The sequence below is a fragment of the Acinetobacter sp. ANC_7504 genome (genome assembly GCF_056779995.1).
This window is the reverse complement of record NZ_JBWYIZ010000011.1, coordinates 81,833-99,225: the sequence shown is the minus strand read 5'-3', so window position 1 is coordinate 99,225 and position 17,393 is coordinate 81,833. Positions and strand designations below refer to the sequence as shown.

19 protein-coding genes are annotated in these 17,393 nt (G+C 38.7%); 7 read left to right on the top strand and 12 right to left on the bottom strand.

Features of this window, described 5'->3' with window-relative positions; all coding sequences use genetic code 11:
• The first annotated feature begins 9 nt into the window (after positions 1-9).
• Positions 10-654, top strand: a complete 645-nt coding sequence (locus AC1M9F_RS11965) for an MBL fold metallo-hydrolase (protein WP_481597865.1) — start codon at positions 10-12, stop codon at positions 652-654.
• 350 nt (positions 655-1,004) lie between these two features.
• Here AC1M9F_RS11965 and AC1M9F_RS11960 read toward each other — a convergent pair whose 3' ends face one another.
• Positions 1,005-1,184 carry a DNA gyrase inhibitor YacG gene (locus tag AC1M9F_RS11960; RefSeq protein ID WP_035264978.1) on the bottom strand — a complete coding sequence of 60 codons (180 nt, stop codon included), beginning with the start codon at positions 1,182-1,184 and terminating at the stop codon, positions 1,005-1,007.
• A gap of 84 nt (positions 1,185-1,268) precedes the next feature.
• Between AC1M9F_RS11960 and AC1M9F_RS11955 the strand changes: the two genes are divergently transcribed.
• Both AC1M9F_RS11955 and AC1M9F_RS11950 read left to right on the top strand, forming a co-directional pair.
• A complete protein-coding gene (locus tag AC1M9F_RS11955; RefSeq protein WP_481597873.1) occupies positions 1,269-1,934 on the top strand; it encodes a class I SAM-dependent methyltransferase in 666 nt (221 codons plus the stop codon).
• Positions 1,931-3,157 carry a TIGR03862 family flavoprotein gene (locus AC1M9F_RS11950; protein ID WP_481597864.1) on the top strand — a complete coding sequence of 409 codons (1,227 nt, stop codon included), beginning with the start codon at positions 1,931-1,933 and terminating at the stop codon, positions 3,155-3,157. The genes AC1M9F_RS11955 and AC1M9F_RS11950 overlap by 4 nt, the downstream gene beginning before the upstream one ends.
• Positions 3,158-3,181: 24 nt before the next feature.
• Here the strand turns inward: AC1M9F_RS11950 and AC1M9F_RS11945 are convergent, their stop codons facing one another.
• The gene (locus AC1M9F_RS11945; RefSeq protein ID WP_481597863.1) at positions 3,182-3,514 is read right to left on the bottom strand and encodes a HopJ type III effector protein; all 333 of its coding nucleotides are present in this window, start codon (positions 3,512-3,514) and stop codon (positions 3,182-3,184) included.
• A 119-nt stretch (positions 3,515-3,633) separates the two neighbouring features.
• Between AC1M9F_RS11945 and crcB the strand changes: the two genes are divergently transcribed.
• Positions 3,634-4,014, top strand: a complete 381-nt coding sequence (crcB, locus tag AC1M9F_RS11940; RefSeq protein ID WP_481597862.1) for a fluoride efflux transporter CrcB — start codon at positions 3,634-3,636, stop codon at positions 4,012-4,014.
• Between the two features lie 73 nt (positions 4,015-4,087).
• Here the strand turns inward: crcB and AC1M9F_RS11935 are convergent, their stop codons facing one another.
• The 4 genes from AC1M9F_RS11935 to AC1M9F_RS11920 all read right to left on the bottom strand — a co-directional run bounded on the left by AC1M9F_RS11935 (position 4,088) and on the right by AC1M9F_RS11920 (position 7,719).
• On the bottom strand, positions 4,088-4,339 hold the full coding sequence (locus AC1M9F_RS11935; RefSeq protein ID WP_035264993.1) for a type B 50S ribosomal protein L31: 252 nt from the start codon (positions 4,337-4,339) through the stop codon (positions 4,088-4,090).
• A 77-nt stretch (positions 4,340-4,416) separates the two neighbouring features.
• A complete protein-coding gene (locus AC1M9F_RS11930) occupies positions 4,417-5,709 on the bottom strand; it encodes an ABC1 kinase family protein (protein ID WP_481586816.1) in 1,293 nt (430 codons plus the stop codon).
• A 144-nt stretch (positions 5,710-5,853) separates the two neighbouring features.
• The gene (locus tag AC1M9F_RS11925) at positions 5,854-7,158 is read right to left on the bottom strand and encodes an MATE family efflux transporter (RefSeq protein WP_481597872.1); all 1,305 of its coding nucleotides are present in this window, start codon (positions 7,156-7,158) and stop codon (positions 5,854-5,856) included.
• A 99-nt stretch (positions 7,159-7,257) separates the two neighbouring features.
• Positions 7,258-7,719, bottom strand: coding sequence for a DMT family transporter (locus AC1M9F_RS11920; protein WP_035264998.1), 462 nt, complete (start codon positions 7,717-7,719; stop codon positions 7,258-7,260).
• Positions 7,720-7,831: 112 nt separating this feature from the next.
• On the opposite strand from AC1M9F_RS11920, the gene hemW reads away from it, so the two are divergent.
• Both hemW and AC1M9F_RS11910 read left to right on the top strand, forming a co-directional pair.
• Positions 7,832-8,986, top strand: a complete 1,155-nt coding sequence (gene hemW / locus AC1M9F_RS11915; protein ID WP_481597861.1) for a radical SAM family heme chaperone HemW — start codon at positions 7,832-7,834, stop codon at positions 8,984-8,986.
• Positions 8,987-9,190: 204 nt separating this feature from the next.
• On the top strand, positions 9,191-9,526 hold the full coding sequence (locus AC1M9F_RS11910; RefSeq protein WP_481596521.1) for a hypothetical protein: 336 nt from the start codon (positions 9,191-9,193) through the stop codon (positions 9,524-9,526).
• Positions 9,527-9,585: 59 nt separating this feature from the next.
• Here the strand turns inward: AC1M9F_RS11910 and AC1M9F_RS11905 are convergent, their stop codons facing one another.
• From AC1M9F_RS11905 to hemF, 5 genes are all read right to left on the bottom strand, one after another.
• Positions 9,586-10,191, bottom strand: coding sequence for an SRPBCC family protein (locus AC1M9F_RS11905; protein ID WP_481597860.1), 606 nt, complete (start codon positions 10,189-10,191; stop codon positions 9,586-9,588).
• 172 nt (positions 10,192-10,363) lie between these two features.
• Entirely contained in the window at positions 10,364-12,187 is a 1,824-nt protein-coding gene (locus AC1M9F_RS11900; protein WP_481597859.1) for an acyl-CoA dehydrogenase C-terminal domain-containing protein, read from the bottom strand.
• 380 nt (positions 12,188-12,567) lie between these two features.
• Positions 12,568-13,356 carry a shikimate dehydrogenase gene (gene aroE / locus AC1M9F_RS11895; protein WP_481597858.1) on the bottom strand — a complete coding sequence of 263 codons (789 nt, stop codon included), beginning with the start codon at positions 13,354-13,356 and terminating at the stop codon, positions 12,568-12,570.
• Between the two features lie 84 nt (positions 13,357-13,440).
• On the bottom strand, positions 13,441-13,653 hold the full coding sequence (locus AC1M9F_RS11890) for a hypothetical protein (protein ID WP_035265018.1): 213 nt from the start codon (positions 13,651-13,653) through the stop codon (positions 13,441-13,443).
• Between the two features lie 242 nt (positions 13,654-13,895).
• Positions 13,896-14,837 (bottom strand): oxygen-dependent coproporphyrinogen oxidase, encoded by a 942-nt coding sequence (hemF, locus tag AC1M9F_RS11885; RefSeq protein WP_481597857.1) that lies wholly within the window; start codon positions 14,835-14,837, stop codon positions 13,896-13,898.
• Positions 14,838-15,082: 245 nt separating this feature from the next.
• On the opposite strand from hemF, the gene hemN reads away from it, so the two are divergent.
• On the top strand, positions 15,083-16,453 hold the full coding sequence (gene hemN / locus AC1M9F_RS11880) for an oxygen-independent coproporphyrinogen III oxidase (protein ID WP_481597856.1): 1,371 nt from the start codon (positions 15,083-15,085) through the stop codon (positions 16,451-16,453).
• A gap of 87 nt (positions 16,454-16,540) precedes the next feature.
• Here the strand turns inward: hemN and ribA are convergent, their stop codons facing one another.
• On the bottom strand, positions 16,541-17,143 hold the full coding sequence (gene ribA, locus AC1M9F_RS11875; RefSeq protein ID WP_180028265.1) for a GTP cyclohydrolase II: 603 nt from the start codon (positions 17,141-17,143) through the stop codon (positions 16,541-16,543).
• Positions 17,144-17,393: the final 250 nt, after the last annotated feature.

The following is a 17,393-nucleotide window of genomic DNA, read 5'->3' as shown; positions in this document are numbered from 1 at the left end:
AAGGTTCCTATGCTTCAAGTTAAAATTATTCCTGTGACAGCATTTCAGCAAAATTGTTCATTGGTTTGGGATCAAGAGACCAAAGAAGCTGTGTTAATTGATGCAGGTGGTGAGCCTGAAAAAATTATGCAAGTTGTGCAAGAGTTAGACTTAACAGTGAAGGAGCTATGGTTAACTCATGGTCATCTTGATCATGCTGGTGCGGTCGGAGCATTGGCGAGAGAGTGGGGTATTCCAGTAATTGGTCCTCATAAAGAAGATGCATTTTGGTTAGATATGATTCAGGAAGTTTCAGCACGATATGGGTTTCCGATACCTGAACCTGTTGTGGTTGATCAGTGGCTTGAAGGTGGTGAAACTTTAAAATTAGGGGATGAATCCTTTGAGGTTCGATTCGCTCCCGGTCATACGCCTGGCCACGTCATGTTCTATAATGCTAACTATGGCTTGTTATGGACTGGCGATGTTCTTTTCAAGGGTTCAATTGGTCGAACAGATTTTCCCAAGGGAAATCATCAACAGTTGCTAGATTCCATTGAGAAAGAATGTTTTAGTTTGCCAGATGAAACACAGTTTATTTCAGGGCATGGTCCAATCAGTACCATTGGCTATGAGAAAAAGTTTAACCCGTTTGTGGCAGGTAAAGCTGGTTAATTAAAAACGAAAAAAGTGATCTCGATTGATGTCATTCAATTCCCAAAAGAGAAGGGCAGCGGCTAACACAAATAGTGCAGAGATTAAAATCAAGACGAAATCATGTTGATAAATGCCTAGACCTGCAAAAAGGAGGCCTAGGCAAGTTAAAATTATACTGAGTGTGAATGTGAATTTATAAAGTCTCATGTATTTATGAAAGTAGAATTGTTGTTTTAATGTGATTGTTATCACAATATCACAACACAAACTTAAATAAAATCACATTTATTGAGTTTTCTTAAAAAAGCTAATTTTTTGTTTGTGTAAATATAATTGAATTATTCTTTTAATATTGAGGAAAGTTGGCATTATTCATGATATTCCCCTTGATCAGCTTGAGGAGAATCCTGTGTCGGAAGGCGATATTCATCATTTGCCCAAGCCCCTAAATCGATAAGTTTGCATCGTTCAGAACAAAATGGACGAAATTCATTGCCAGTCCATTGACTAGGCTGTCCACAGCGTGGGCACGGAAATGTTTTTGGCATAAATCAATCCTAGTAAAATAAAACAGCTAAAATAGGCAAAAGCATCTAGAGTTGCTAGACTTGTCGCGTTTTCATAAGTTTGATCTGATTATGCCGATTCGTCAATTTCAAGCACAGCGTATGCATGCGCCACGCGACTTTCTACCGATTCTAGCTGAACCACTATGTGTTGAGATTGGGGCGGGTAAAGGTAAACATGCTTTATTGTTTGCGCAACAAAATCCGCAAAGACAACTAATCGCGATTGAACGAACTAGAGAAAAATTTCTAGCGATGCAAAAACAGCATCAACTAGAGGGACAAACCAATTTGCGACCTGTACATGCAGATGCAATCCCTTGGATCGTACATGCGCTATTTCCACAGCAAGTTGAAGATTTTTTTATTTTATATCCGAATCCTGAACCTCATAATCCAGCGCAACGTTGGTTGAATATGCCTTTTTTTGAATTTTTACTGTCTCGATTGCAACCGAATGGTACGATCACTTTAGCCAGCAATATTCCTGAATATATTGACGAGGCAGAGCAACAACTGCTTAATGTTTGGAACCTTTCTTATGTTAAAGAACGAATCTCTTCAACTTCGGCAAGAACGCATTTTGAAGTAAAGTATCTAGATCGTGGTGAATTATGCCAGCAGTTGATTATTCAAAAACCTGAAGCGTACCAAACTCGCTTCGATCACTTTATGCCTCTGCAAGGGCAAATGCCGATCTCTTCTGAAAATCAACAAACGAATAATCTATGAATTTGGAATATTCAAAGCGAATCGCAATCGTAGGCGCAGGTCCAGCAGGTTTAATGGCTGCTGAAGTTTTATCTGCTCATCCTGCATTTGAAGTTCATATTTTTGAACAAAAGCCTTCAGCTGCGCGTAAGTTTTTGATGGCAGGTAAAACAGGTTTAAATATTTCTCATGCCGAACCTCTTGATCAATTTATTGGTCGTTATGATCATGCCGAATGGCTTGCACCTTGGGTGAGAAAGTGGGATGCGCGTTGGATTCAGAATTGGATGAAAAACCTAGGGATTGAATCCTATGTTGGAAGCTCAGGTCGTATATTTCCCAATGAAATGAAAGCAGCTCCATTACTGCGTGCTTGGTTAAAAAGTTTAGTGGATTCCAAAGTCAATTTTCATTATCGGCATCAAATTACCGCGCTTAATCAAAATGAACTGACAGTTTTTGATACTCAATCCAATTCAATACGAACTGAGCAATTTGATGCGATTGTATTGGCGTGTGGCGCTGTGTCATGGGCACAGTTGGGTAGTGATGGGGCTTGGCAGTCATGGTTGGCTAAAGAAGAGTTAAAAGCGTTTTCCCCGAGTAATGCTGGTGTAGTCAGAGCTTGGTCTTCGTATATGGAACCTGTATTTGGCTCGCCACTCAAACGAGTTGAAGCTTGGGTGGATCATCAGCCCAAAGCTAAGGGGGATATTGTGATCACCCATTATGGTTTGGAGAGTGGGTTGGTCTATAAGCATGGTCGGGCACTTCGAACACAATTGCAATATCAAGATTCCATGGTTTTAAATTTAGATTTACTGCCAGAATTATCTGAGCATGAAATCATCTCTAAACTTAAGAATGCTAAGAAACAAAGCATAAATAATGTATGGCGAAAATTGGGATTAGACAATGCAAAGTCAAATTTATTACGTGAATTGACCTCAAAGCATGATTGGGCGATTGCAGAGAAAATGGCTCAGCATATTAAACATTTATCTATCAAACTAGACGGTTTTAGACCCATTGACGAAGCCATTAGCTGCGCAGGTGGTGTACGGGAAATTGCCTTGACTAAACAGTTACAGTTGAAAAGTAATCCAATTGTTTTCTGCTGTGGAGAGATGTTGGATTGGGATGCCCCGACAGGTGGTTATTTACTTACAGCGTGTTTTGCAACAGGTCGAGCAGCAGGATTAGGTGTAATTGAATACCTAAATAATACTGTTGAAAAAGACTAGCCAAGCGCTAGTCTTTATTTATGATTATTTCGCAGTGAGTGCATTTCCTTCAAATTTAATGCCATCCCATCCATGAATCATAAATTGACGGATATTTTGATGATCTGAAGCTTCAGGTGTCGCCATAACAGAAACGTAGTGTTCTGCAAAAAGCTGTAATGTTTGTTCTTGAGAAAGACCATTTAATTTGGCAAAGGAAAAAACTTTAGCACTCCCTTGATTTTCATTACTGGCATTATATTGTTGACCATTACTAAATGCGGTTGGCGTATGTGTATAACCTGCTTCAATAAATGAAATTACGTCGGCAAATTTTGCTTCGCCATTTTTTAATTGTTCCAATAATGCTTGAGCCATAATTGAGTCCTTACACGTTTAAATTTGCTACATCTTAACGAAAAAACGCGTGAATCCAAGACAATAATTCGTTACTTTTTAAGGTAAAAATATGATCAATACACGAGAACGGACATAATATGAGTTGGTTATGGGTAGCATGTGGTGGAGCGATTGGTGCAACACTTCGATATATGACCAGTATGTGGTTCATGCAAAATGCAGATCAATTTCCATGGGCAACTTGGATTGTGAATATTCTGGGCTGTGTTCTAGCAGGGGGATTTTTTGCATTCAGTTTACAATATCCTGTATTACAACAAGAAGCTCGCCTATTTTTTATGGTTGGCATATTAGGTGGGTTTACCACATTCTCAAGTTTTGGCTTGGAAACTTTTCAATTGATAAAATCTGGACAATATAATTTGGCACTGATGTATGTTGTAAGTAGTATCTTGATTGGACTTTTAGGATTGATCTTGAGTTTTACCTTTACTCAATTTTATTTAACCAATAAATAACGATAAGAATAAAAAAAAGCCTAAATTGGAGGAGTAAATTTAGGCTTAAAAATAGTGAGAGTCGAAAATTTTATTATTTACGTTTAAAGCGACCGAAACGCTTATTGAAACTTGCCACACGACCTTCATTATTGGCCTGACGGACCTCACCAGTATAGAAAGGGTGCGAAGCACTTGAAATATCTAGCGTGACATAGGGGTAAGTTTTCCCTTGATATTCTTTGGTTTGCTTTGATTGAATCGTACTACCGATGATGAAATACTGATCTGCATTGGTATCATGAAATAGTACTTCATGGTATTCAGGATGAATATTGGGACGCATGGAAACACTCCGAATTATTTATATGATGTTATAATATAACATAACAATAATGAGGATTGTAAGGTCTTGTTAATTTTTCAATTAGGAACGAGCGTTTCAAACAAATCATTGATATTGTCATCGACTTTTAAGTTAATCAGATTCCAATAGTGTCCAGAAATCGTACGATTGACCATTAATGTGTCTGGAGAGGGCTTAAATGTATCCCAATACTTAAGTGATTTTTTCACTAAAATGACGCCATCATGATGAGATGAGTTTTCAGCAAAATTGTATTGAGTGGTAAGGGGTCTGAGCAACACTTCTAACCATTGTTTGTAAAGTTCCTCAGGGAATTTTCCTGTTTCAGCAAGAGCATCCAACGCGAATAGATGTTGTTCAATCTCTTGGATATTTTCAGCACGACCAGCGCGAACTAATTTTTTAAATCGATCCACCAGTTCAGCAGATAAGGTTTTAACACCACCAAAATCATAGATGATGACACTACCATCTGAGCGGAAAGCAAAATTGCCAGGATGCGGATCACAATGAAAGCGTTTTAGATAGAAAATCTGATGGCCAAGAGCCTGAATTAGTCGACGACCAATTTCGTTACGTGTTTCAAGCGGCCAAGTGCTTGCGGTTTCAATATTGTCACCTGCTTCTAAGCTCAATGTAAGAACTCGTCTGCTGGAATAATCTTTGAACACTTGTGGGATAATAATTTTAGAATCCAATGCTTGATGGAAGGTTCTAAATACCTCTAAATTTTGCGCTTCAATTTCATAGTTGAGCTCTTCGTGTAAGCTGTCTTGAATTTCTGCAAATAATCGATCTTGTAATTTTTTATCGACTTTTAATACACCCATCAAACGTAAAGCCAAGCGGACTTGTTTTAAATCGCTTTCGCATGCTTCATCTACGCCTGGGTACTGTACTTTTACAACGACTTCTTGGCCATTTTTTAAGGTTGCTTTATGAACTTGCCCAATCGAAGCTGCTGCAAAAGGTTGTTCATCAAATGTTTTAAAAACATCTAACAGTGGCTGACCAAGTTCTTTTTCAACTTGTTGCTTGATTTGCTGGAAGGGCATCGCAGGGGCTTGACGTTGTAATTTAGCAATAGCCTTTGCGACTTCAGGCGGGAAAATATCTTTGTATTGTGATGCAATTTGACCAACTTTCATTACAGCACCTTTCATTTCCCCAAGGGTGTCTGCAATTTGAACGCCAATGTCTTGAAAGAGCTTACTGCGTGCTTCGTTTTTTTTATCATCATCTGCATTAAAGGTGCGGATAGAGTTGGACACGGTTTTAGTAGCAATACTTGCAGTCATACCTGCGAGTTTCATGAAACGACGGCCGGGAGAGCTCGCTTTGTTTGCCATGAGTTGAGAACCTCGATTCATTATTTTCATCTTCTGATTTGATCATAGGCGACAAATCAAAAGATGCATATTTGAAATTGTTAATGAGTTGTAAGTAAATGATTGGCATAAAAAAATAAATCCCGAGCATTCGGGATTTATTGTTCATGATGATTGACTACGCTCAAGTCGCTGATTATTCATATATAAACGTCCGAGTAAGAGTACACAGGCAATACTTAACCCCACGATCAATCCAATCCATACACCCGCAGGACCAATGTTGGTAAATCTAGAGAGATATACGCCTACAGGGAATGCAATCACCCAATAGGCAAGCATAGTAATCCACATAGGACCCTTCGTATCTTGCATGCCTCTTAGACATCCTGCAGCACTGATTTGCCAAGCGTCCATCAGTTGGTAAGCAACAGCGAATAGCACCAAGTAAACCGCAATTTGAGTCACCAATACATCAGAGGTATATAACGCGACAATTTGATGGCGGAAGACCCACAATAAAATCATGGTCATTACTGCCAGTACAGTACTTGTTGCTAAACCCAACCATTGGACTTTACGCATAGATTGGTAATCCTTTTCACCATAATACGTTCCCACTCGGATGGTAAGTGCGATCGCGAGAGACATCGGGATCATAAATAATTGTGACGTAATGGAGATGGCGATCTGATGCGCTGCTACCGTAATTTCACCCAATGGACTCAATACAATTGCTGCAGTACTGAAAATACTGACTTCAAAGAAGATAGCCAATCCAATTGGGAAACCTAAAGCAAGGATGCGTTTTAACCAGTAGCGATCAATTTTTTCAAAATGACTAAAGGGTTGGGTTTTTTGATATGCCTGATTATTCAAGATATACAATGCCAACGTGATCAGCATCAGCCACTGTAGAATTGCCGTTGCAAATCCACATCCAGCACTTCCTAATGCAGGAATTGGACCTAGACCATACATAAACACAAAATTAAGCGGAATAAGTACGACTAAGGCCATTAAACTGATCACAGTCACTGGGCGTGGATTACCAATCGCCTCAGAGTATCCTCGTAGTGCAGCAAACATGGTGACCGCTGGCATACCGAATCCAATCGCATGTAAGAATAGGCCAGCTTTAGGGTGAAGTGAATCTGGAACGCCAAGAAGGGGAAGGGTATAGGGGAGAATCTGTAAGACTAGACCAGCAATAATCCCGAGAACTAAGGCTACCCATAATGCTTGTCGTGTAATAGTGGCAATTTTCTCTGGAGTCCGCGCACCGTTCGCTTCAGCAACCAACGGTGTTGTTGCAATCATAATGCCGCTAAATAGCAACATGACAGGAATCCAAAGACCTACCCCGACAGCGATTGCTGCTAAGTCTAATGCAGATAAATGTCCTGCCATAATGGTATCAATCAGTCCTAATCCTGCTTGCGAAAATTGCGTAATCAAGATTGGGATCATGAGATGAAATAGTTTTTTTAATTCATAACTGATGTTGGAAGTTGCAGTTACATTAGACACAAAAATTACTCATCGTTTTTATGTGCTTAGAATAAAGGTTTAGCGTTGTAAAGTGAGAAGCACACCTATAAAAATCACCACGCCACCCAAAATGCGCTGCCAATTAATGGCAATTTTTTCTGTACCTAAAATTCCAAAATGGTCGACTATCATGGACATAACAATCTGTCCAAAAATAATTAATGCCGATAAGGTTAAGAAACCTAATTTAGGTGCGGAATAAATACTAATACTGATGGCATAAACACCTAAAAAACCGCCAAGCCAAAGATGCCAAGGAATTTGTACAATTTCGCTCAATTGTGGTTTTTCAGTCTGTTGAAAAAAAACCAGTATTGCGAGAACTATTGTACCAATCAAAAATGATAAAAGTGCAGCTTGTAATGGAGAATATAAATATTCACGTAATTGTGTGTTAATCGCAGTTTGGAAGGTCATTGCGATTCCGATCCCCAGCGCTAAAGGGATAAAGAATAAAAATTGGCTCGCGACTTTAAACATAAATGCACCCACGTCCTTGTTTTATATTGAGTGTAAAGTAAAAACTGAATCAGTTCTGAGCGTTATGGTGTAGTCATGTTAAAATAAGTTTTTTAAGTTTTGAGCTGTACGTTTGGCTACTTTGAATCCACAAGATATTCCATTGTCACTTTATATTCATATGCCGTGGTGTGTGCGTAAATGTCCATATTGCGACTTTAATTCGCATGCAGTACCCAATGGGGCATTGTCCATGACGTTGGAGAAAGAATATTTACAAGCATTGGTTGAGGATTTCAAAACACAGATAAATTTTGCTCAGGGTCGTCAAATTCATAGCGTGTTCATAGGTGGAGGTACTCCTTCTCTCATTTCTGCTCAAGGGTATCAATGGCTATTTGCTCAGCTAAGCGCTTTGATTCCGTTTGAGGATGATTGTGAAATTACCTTAGAAGCCAACCCGGGAACGGTAGAACATGATCCATTTGCAGATTATTTAAAGGCGGGGATCAATCGGTTGTCTTTAGGTGTCCAAAGCTTTAACTCGAATCATCTTCAAAAATTGGGGCGTATTCATTCCAACCAAGATGCAATTTCAGCAATTGGTTTGGCGAAAGATGCAGGCTTTAAGCGAATTAATGTCGATTTAATGCACGGCTTACCTGAACAAACGCTTGAACAAGCATTACTTGACTTAAAACTTGCCGTGGAGCACGGTGCTACACATATCTCGTGGTATCAGTTAACCATTGAGCCCAATACCGTATTTTTTCGAACTCAACCTATATTGCCTGTCGATGATGTATTAGAAGAAATTCAGGTACAGGGTGAGGCCTATTTAATCGAAAATGATTTTACTAACTACGAAGTGTCGGCTTGGCGTAAAGAAAAACCCTCAGCACATAATTTAAATTATTGGCAATTTGGCGATTACTTAGCGATTGGTGCTGGTGCGCATGCTAAAGTGACGCTAAGTGATGGTGTATATCGTTACCAAAAAACACGATTACCGAAAGATTATCTAGCGAAAGTCCCTGCAGAGCATTTGCAGTTTAAGAAAATTGAAGCTGATGAAATGCCATTCGAATTTATGATGAATGCACTTCGACTTAATCAAGGTGTACCAACTTCACATTATGAAGCTCGTACAGGTTTATCTTTGCAATCAATCCAAGATCAAGTTCAATCATTGATTGACAGAAAATTAATGTTAGATGATCCAAACCGTTTGTCATGCACTGCTCAAGGACATTTATATTTGAACTCATTGCTTGAGGAGTTTCTGTAAGTTCTATAGTTAAACTCCAATGTAATTTTTAACAGCGAAACTGTTAAATCCACATTTATTTCGCTTTTTTACTGTGAAAATAATGATGAGTTTTTTAATGGTTTTCATCAAGATAGGTAATAAAAATGAAATTAGTTCTAGTGGCTTCAATCTTGGGATTGGCATTCGTTGGTTGTGCTGATAAAAAACAAAAATAGTGAGCAAATGTCAGAACAAGAGAGACCAGCGCATTTAAATGCTGAAGCTTCAGCGCCTGTTGATCAAGTTGCTCGTGCTGAAGGTGAACAGGTGATCCATTTTACTGGACCAATGGATTTAACATTAGAGCTAAAAACAAAAGACAATTTTCAGACGGCAGAACTCAGGGATAACTCGGATGCGGTTTATCACTTGAAGAGCGCGGTTGCTGCAAGTGGTGTAAAACTTGCAAATAGAGATGGTGTTTCAATTCATTTTAAAAATTTCAATGGTTTGAATGAGGGAACAGTTGAACTCGTGAAAGATAAGCCAATAGAGATTAAAGAGTACCGTGAGCATTAAAATATATGCATTAATTTACAACACCTGATTGGTTGTTCAATCAGGTGTTTTTTAATCCCTTAATTTGAGCGTTGATCTTCAACATATTTTTTTAAATGATTGGCCATTTTCCACTGAGAACCAATAAAACGATACAGGGCTTCAACTTCTTGTTTTGTCGCGTCTTGAATAAATTTATCGTCTAAAGTTACTTCAATAGTTCGTTCAAATTCTGTGCTATTGGCGTTGATACGATCAAATTCATAGGTAATTTTTGAATGGATTGGGACTTGAGCAAATTGTTCTATGGTTGCGATAACAAACTTCTTATCTTTCTCAAACTCAATCACATGCCATTCATTACTCCAATCTTTTATGCCTGGAATCGGGCTGCTAATAAATTCTTTGAAAGTCGTACCTTTTTGAACACGAATATTCTTAGGCTCAATGGCTTGAGTTGCACCCACATTAATTTTTGGCCAAAGATTCACATTGGTTAAAATATTGAAGACTTCACTAACAGGGCGATGAATAATGACCTCAGCAGATCCACTCGTCGAGTAATTCAAATTCTTTGTTGAATACGTCGTGGTTTTTTGGTGATTTTTAATATCCGATTCAGCGAAGCTATTTGTAGCGAGAAAGACTGCACTGAGTAAAGAGAAGGAGATCAATGTCTTATGCATATTATTTTCCTTTTTGTATATTGATAAAAGCTCATTTGGAATATTTATATCGCTTGATCAAGATACCACTGTTGTATTCTTGCTCTAAATGTAATTTCGTATTCTTAAAGTACAATGGTTTATTGAATTAATAAAAAAAGACCGCCTTGGCGGTCTTTTTTTCTATGAAATCTTAGTAATCAAAACTGAAGTGTTCAGCTTCTAAAGACATTAAAGTTTTCGAAGGGTTAACCATAGATTCAGCATGACCTTGGGCACGTGGAAGTAAACGCTCAAAGTAGAAATCTGCAACTTTGATTTTCGCTTTATAAAATTCAGGAGTTTCTTGACCATCACCTGATGCTAACTTCGCTGATGCCACTGCCGCTTGTTGAGCCCAGTAATATGCCATCATTGCATAACCAGAGAACATTAAGTAATCCACAGAAGCACTTGAAACGATGTCGCGATCTTTGCGTGCAGCAAGCATAATACGTACAGTTAATGCGTTCCATTGTGCACAAATCTTAGTTAAGTCCCAAGCAAAACGGCGCATGTATTTATTGCGTGCGTGCTGGCCACAGAATTTTAAGATTTCAGCTGTATAGTCACGAACGACTTTACCTTTAGAAGATAACAGTACTTTACGACCGATTAAGTCTAGTGCTTGAACACCAGTTGTACCTTCGTAAAGCGTTGAAATACGCGCGTCACGAACGATCTGCTCCATACCATGTTCTTTGATATAACCATGGCCACCAAAGACTTGCATACCGTGGTTTGCTGCTTCTAAGCCTAACTCAGTTAAGAAGCCTTTCAAAATTGGTGTGTAGAAACCTAGTTTATCATCGTAATCATCAAACTTCGCTTGATCACCTTGAGCTAAAGCATCAGTCATTTTGTCAGCAAGCTGTGCAGCATGATAGATCATTGCACGGCCACCTTCAGCAATCGCTTTTTGAGTCAAAAGCATACGACGAACATCAGCATGATGGATAATTGAGTCAGCTACTTTTTCAGGCTCTTTTTTACCTGAGAGTGCGCGCATTGACATACGTTCTTTTGCATAAGGTAATGCACCTTGGAATGCAAGTTCTGCATGTGCTAAACCTTGAACAGCAGTTCCGATACGCGCCGTATTCATGAAGGTAAACATTGCGTGTAAGCCTTTGTTGACTTCACCAATCAGATAACCCGTTGCAGCATCAAAGTTCAGTACGGCAGTAGCAGATGCTCTGATCCCCATTTTGTGTTCAATAGAACCGCAAGTCACAGGATTGCGTTCGCCTACACCACCATCAGCAGTTGGGATGAATTTTGGAACAATGAATAAAGAAATACCACGTGTACCAGCTGGAGAGTCTGGAAGACGTGCCAACACAATATGAATGATATTTTCAGTTAAATCGTGCTCACCCGCAGAAATAAAGATTTTAGTACCTGTGATAGCATAAGTACCGTCACCTTTAGGCTCAGCTTTAGTTTTAACTTGACCCAAGTCTGTACCACATTGTGGTTCAGTTAAACACATTGTGCCTGACCATGTACCAGCAGTGAGGTGAGGCATGTAGGTGTTTTTCTGTTCTTCAGTACCAAATTGCATGATGGTATTCATACAACCCATACTTAAGCCCGGATACATCGTGAAAGACCAGTTTGCTGTACCCATCATTTCTGATTTGATCAGGTTCAGCGACATAGGCAGTGCTTGACCACCAAACTCTTCAGGATACGAAAGACCTTGCCAGCCACCTTGTACAAACTGCTCGTAAGCTTCTTTGAAACCTTTAGGCGTTTTGACTTCGCCATCTTTAAAATGACAGCCTTCTTCATCTCCAGGCTGATTAAGTGGAGATAATACATTTTCACAGAAATCTGCAGCACCTTCGATAATCATATCGACAGTATCAGAGTCAGCAGCTTCGCCGTTGCTTAGAGTTTTATAGTGCGCAGGATAATCAAAAACTTCGTTCATTAAGAAACGAATATCACGTACGGGCGCTTTATATGCAGGCATTGAACTTTTCCTAATTTGAATAGAGAAAATACTTTTTAGATGATCCGATTATTGACCTACAACACTAAAAAAACATTGATGTAAGTCACGGAAATAAATGTCAGAATTGCGAATTAGTGTTTAGGCTCTTGAATGAATATAAACTGAATTCATTTGTTGTAGTAGGAGTTTATTAGAAAAAATAATATTATTAATACATAAGCTTAGGTTGGTTTTGTTGTGTGGATGACCATATGTTTAATTTGAATTTATTCAATTTGAATATGCACTAAAAATATGTCACTAAAATCAATTCGAAGAGATTTAATCGATATTATAGAGAGAAAAAAGTGCAATTTAAAAAATTGCACTATTCACAAGGCACTAAACGTGTGCAAAAACTAAATAAAATCTTTTAATTCTGGACGCACACCATTCCAAATCGCGAAAGATTCAATCGCTTGTCCAACGAGCATTCCAAATCCTTCTGCAGTCGGAATTCCACGCTGTTTCGCTTGATCAAGGAAAGTGGAAGGTTTGCCATAGGCCATTTCATAGGCATATTTGAATTTTAACTGTTGGGGTAGATTGATTGCATCGCCAGATAAGCTTGCCGAGGTAGCATTAATAACAATATCAAATTCACCTGCTATGTGATCAAGACCACAAGCGTTTAGCTCTAGATCTGGGACAGCAGGTTGTAAGTCCTGAATCAATTGCTCTGCGCGAGCAACCGTTCGATTAGCAATCATGATTTTATTTACACCAGCTTTATGCAGTGGATAAATCACGCCACGTGTTGCACCACCTGCGCCTAAAATAAGCACGCTTGCTTGCTCAAGAGGCCAATTTAAATGTTGAATGGCTGCAACAAGTCCTTGGCCATCGGTATTGTCGCCATGCAATACACCATCTTTCATCCATAGTGTATTTACTGCTTTTGCAATTTTGGCACGTTCAGTGAGTACATCACATTGTGCAAAAGCTTGTTCTTTAAACGGCACCGTGACATTCAGACCAATACCACCAGCCTTAAAAAATTCATTGATACTCTGTGTAAAACCATCGAGAGGAGCAAGGCGTTTGCTATATTCAAGGATCACCCCAGTCTTTTGTGCGAACGCATGATGAAGCTCTGGAGATCGAGATTGTTTAATGGGATTTCCAATTACGGCAAATTGTTTGCGCATTGCTCTAATTCCTGATGAAGAAGTGGCAAACAATATACGTCAAATGCAGAAAGTTCCCAATATGAACATATTCAATGAAGTGTATTAATGACTTGGGTTACAAATTTCAAATAGGGTATGAAGTAAAATATGCGCAATGTTGAGCAGTAGACCAACAGCTGCAAACACCATCAAGCTAAAACCAAAGCTATCATTGAGTAGTGTTTCTGAAAATATAGTGGTACTGATTGCACTCAAAAGAGCAATAACCAGTGTCCAAAATACGACAACACGTGCGCGAATAGAGTTGTGTTGCATATCGATTCCTTATGCAGAAGTAAAAACTTCCATGAGTAATACAAGTAAAAATTGATTGTACAGTACTTTGCTTAAATTAAACTTAAGAGCTGTGTCAGAAGTGTGACAAAATTTAATCAATTTTATCTATTGTGCCTTTTTTTCTAAGAGAATGTAATGGAATTATTCAATTTCGTTAGACAATGGGATGAATATATTGCTCAACAAAAAAGCCCTGTTTTAACAGGGCGAGTGATTTACAATTAATGCAGTTCAGCGAGCCAATCTCTCGGTTTTAAATAGTAGTCGGTTAATTTTTTTTCAGCAGAGCCTTCATCCCATTCAGGTCTGTATTTCCAACCCGTTAATGGAGGAAGACTTACTAAAATAGACTCAATTCGACCGCCAGTTTGTAATCCAAATAACGTCCCTCGATCGTAAACTAAGTTATATTCCACATAGCGCCCACGACGATACAATTGGAAATCGCGTTGAGCTTCACTATAGGGTTTATCTTGATTACGTTGGAAGATTGGTAGAATCGCATTGAGATATCCATTGCCTACAGCTTGCATGTATTTAAAACAAGTTTCGAAATCCCACTGATTTAAGTCATCAAAAAATAACCCACCGACACCACGTTGTTCATCACGATGCTTCAAATAAAAATAATCATCACACCATTTTTTATGATCTTGGTAGACATGATCGCCAAAAGGTGCACAAAGATCGTGCGCAGTTTGATGCCATGATTTAACATCTTCATCATTCGGATAAAATGGCGTTAAATCAAAACCGCCGCCAAACCACCAAATAGGATCTTGTCCTTCTTTTTCTGCGACAAATAGTCTTACGTTGGCATGTGAGGTCGGCACATTTGGATTTCTAGGATGGATCACTAAAGAAACCCCCATGGCTTGTGCTTGTGCGCCAGCTATATGTGGGTGCCGTTCGGTAGCAGATGCTGGTAACTTTGAGATATTGATGTGCGAGAACATCACACCACCTTTTTCGATCACTGTACCATCTTGTAATACGCGTGATCTGCCACCACCACCTTCGGGACGTTCCCAATCATCGATCTCAAATCGGGCATTACCGCCACCTTGTTGTTCTTGTTGTTCAAGCGCAGCACAAATTCGAGTTTGTAAGTCGAGTAAAAATTCACGAACACGTTGAATATCTGCAGAAGTCGGGTGTGACATACCAAGCCTCTTGGGCAATGAAAAACTAGCTACATCAAAACATAAATTGTATGAAAGATTAAGGCGATTTTATCGATATAGCAGATCGAGATTTAAGTTTAGTCAGGGTAAACGTACTTTGTGATTTGAATTTGCTTATGAATCCTGACCAAGATACTAGGTTGAATTAAAAGAATAAGCTCCTCAAAATAGGACGACTGAAAGCAGTTAAGCTTTTAATATGTGGTGATTTTAAAGGTGGGGATATGTTCGAAAACGTTGTTTCACTGGTGCAAAAATATAATGTTCCAGGTCCTCGATATACGAGCTATCCCACAGTTCCGTATTGGGAGCAGTCGACTTTTGATCGAGTACTATGGCAGCAAAAACTAAAAATACGTTTTGATAAATCGAATAGCCAACATGGTATTAGCCTTTACATTCACTTACCTTTTTGCGAGTCCTTATGTACTTTTTGTGGATGTCATAAAAAAATCACTAAAAAACATGAAATGGAACAGCCCTATATTTTGGCTTTGTTAAAAGAATGGAAATTGTATTGTGAGTTATTTATAGAGCGTCCTTTGATTAAAGAGATACATCTAGGGGGGGGGACACCTACATTTTTTTCTCCTCAGCATCTTAAACAGTTGATTGATGGGCTTTTAGCGTTATCACAAGTAGCTGAAGATCATCAATTTAGTTTTGAAGGACATCCTAATAATACTTCTTACGATCATTTAAAGACGCTGTTTGAATTGGGTTTTAGACGCGTTAGCTTTGGCGTGCAGGATTATAATGAAACCGTGCAGAAAGCGATCCACCGAATTCAACCTTTTGAACACGTAAAGCAGGTTACAGAATGGGCGCGTGAAATTGGTTATACCTCTATTTCGCATGATTTGGTCTACGGGCTGCCCTTTCAATATTTAGATGATGTTTTAAACACAATTGATCAAACCATTCAAATTAAGCCAGATCGTTTAGCCTTTTACAGTTATGCGCATGTACCATGGATCAAAGGCAATGGGCAACGTGGTTTTAAAGACCATGATGTTCCGCGCGATGAAGAGAAAAGACAGTGTTATGAGCAAGGAAAACAAAAATTATTGTCTGCTGGATATCATGAAATAGGAATGGATCATTTTGCGCTTGAGCATGATGATATGTATCAGGTATTTCAAGCCCAACAGTTACATCGTAATTTTATGGGATATACCGTTTCAAAAACAGAAGTGATGATTGGCTTAGGGATGTCAGCTATTGGCGATTGTTGGCAAGGTTTTGCCCAAAATGAAAAGACGCTTGAAAATTATTATGCTCGATTAGAACAAAATGAAATTCCAGTTTTTAAAGGTCATCTTTTAACAGAAGAAGATTTGAAAATCAGAAAACACATTTTAAATCTCATGTGCCACTTTGAGACGAATTGGCAAGGTGACATGGATTTTGCACAGCGACCACAAGTTTTAGAAGATTTAGCTGAAATGCAAAATGACCAACTTGTGAAGATGAGTGAATATGGATTGAAGGTAACGGAAGCTGGAAAACCATTTGTACGAAATATCTGTATGGCTTTCGATTTAAGGTTAAAAAGAAACAAACCTGAAAATCGGATATTTTCTATGACGATATAGTCATCTTCACAAATTAGATTGAGTCTAAGTGAAAAAATACCCCTAAGCATCGGGGTATTTTTTTACAACGATTAAATTATGCTGTAGTTAAAAATCATCCTTTTGATACATATGTGACATGCGCTCATGTTTGGTTTTTAAGTATTCTTCATTGAATTTATTCAAACCGACCGTTAACGGGACACGATCAACCACATCAATTCCTAAATCAGTTAAAGCTTTAATTTTGAGAGGATTATTCGTAACCAGTTTGACTTTTTTCACTTGTAAGTGATCCAGCATGATACTGCACATATCGTATTTACGCGCATCAGCGGGTAAGTTGAGCATCAGGTTGGCATCCACTGTGTCATGTCCTTGATCTTGCAAGGCATAAGCACGAATTTTATTGGTTAAACCAATACCACGACCTTCTTGACGTAAATATAAAATTACACCTTGTCCTGCTTCGTTAATCAGTTTTTGAGTTGCTTGAAGTTGTGGGCCACAATCACATTTTAATGAAGCAAAAGCATCACCTGTTAAACATTCGGAATGGATTCGTACCAAGACAGGAGAGGTGGGTGCTGTATCTAATCCTTTTGACAATGCTACGTGTTCTTCACCTGTTTTAGGATCTTGAAAAACAGTGATTTTAAAATCACCAAAGGCAGTGGGTAATTTAGATGTGGCAACAAACTCTATAGGCACAGCGACTTCCATTACATGTTCATAATTTGGCTAAAGTATAGCTGAATGATCAGACCATAGTTGAGTATCATTGTGCAAATTTACACAGAAGATTTCCTTTTTTTTGCAAAGCACAAGATAATAGTTGATAAGTAGCATCGATATTCAGGATAATCTAGCTACCTAACAACGCCCGTTTAGCGAAAGCTCAACACTGGACCAATATAAATGTGGTTGATTTAAGGTGTTTTTTTTCGATTTCTCGATCAAT